The 1,361-nt window shown below is 41.6% G+C and carries 1 protein-coding gene; it reads left to right on the top strand.

The genetic code is table 11. From position 1 onward, the window contains the following. Positions 1-68: 68 nt before the first annotated feature. Complete coding sequence (locus JMX92_RS13285; RefSeq protein WP_201546145.1) at positions 69-1,352, top strand: transposase; 1,284 nt, start codon at positions 69-71, stop codon at positions 1,350-1,352. Positions 1,353-1,361 lie beyond the last annotated feature (9 nt).

Genomic DNA, 1,361 nt, shown 5'->3' with positions numbered 1-1,361 from the left:
CATAGGTATCTACACAATTTATCAGTGAGCATAAATTTGATAAAATAGCGCAGTATGGTATAGAGAAAATGACCCTAGATACGAGACTTATTAAACGTTATCAGCAACTCGTACGCAATCACACTCACCCAAACGGTTATCTACATGCTGGTATGAAAGCAACTATGGATACTAAAAGCAGTTTTGCTCAGACCCAAGCGTTATGGCGATTTGTGCATAATGACAACATCAGCTATCAAGAGCTTAGTAAGCCGTTACTTGAAAACAGCTTACGAGGATGTCGAGAGGACTGCAAACGCTATGGGCTAGTAATGCACGACTGGTCGCGTCTGTCACTTACGCATCACAACAAACAAGACACCTATGCGATGACACATAACTTAGATGTTGGTTATGAATTGCAATCAAGCGTTTTAGTTAGCGATATTAATGGCAGACCTATAGCAACACCTGCTCAGAACCTTGTAACAGCCAATGGCGTTCATAGTAGCTATCAGGACACTCCTGCCAAACAAACCCATCTTAATGAATTAACCACACGCATTGAGTATTTAGAACAGCAAGGATTTGATAAGCCTTTAATTCATATTATCGATAGAGAAGCTGACTCAGCCTATCACATGCGTCAATGGGATGAGCGTCATTACAAGTTTATTACTCGAGTCAAAGCAGGCTCCTACTTAAGTTATGAGGGTAAATCCCAGCGCTGTAGCCAGATAGCTGGGCAACTTAATTTTAGCTATCAACGACAAGTCAATTACAAAGGTAAAGCTGCTAAACAATATATCGCCACGGCGAAAGTGGTATTAACTCGCAACGCTAAACCCCAAGCCATTGACCCTGCAACAGGTAAGCGAATAGCACCGATTAAAGGCAAGCCTTTACCTTTACTGTTAACCGTCAGTCGTATCTATGATGATCAAGATAAACGGCTAGCGACTTGGTATTTATTAAGTAACTTGCAAGAGCCGTCCGTCAAGGGTGCAGATATTAGTCAGTGGTATTATTGGCGTTGGCAAATAGAATCTTATTTTAAATTGCTTAAAAGTGCAGGACTTCAGTTAGAGTCCTGGTTACAGCAAAGTGGAGACGCTTATTTTAAGCGGTTGTTAATTGCCTCTCAGGCTTGTACGCTCGTGTGGCGTATTATGCAAAAAACTGATAAACAGTCGAAAGAGTTTGCTTTGTTTTTAGTGCGCCTGTCAGGGCGACAAATGAAACGGAGCAAACCAATAACCGCACCTGCTGTGATGGCAGGATTGTTCCAGTGGCTTAATTTTAACGAACTGGTAAATCATTATTCCCCTGACAAACTACGTCAATTCGCTGATGCGGCTAGTAAATTTGTGTAGATACCTATG

Source organism: Psychrobacter sp. H7-1 (assembly GCF_904846585.1).
Lineage (GTDB): Bacteria > Pseudomonadota > Gammaproteobacteria > Pseudomonadales > Moraxellaceae > Psychrobacter > Psychrobacter raelei.
This window is presented reverse-complemented; position numbering and strand designations above follow the sequence as displayed.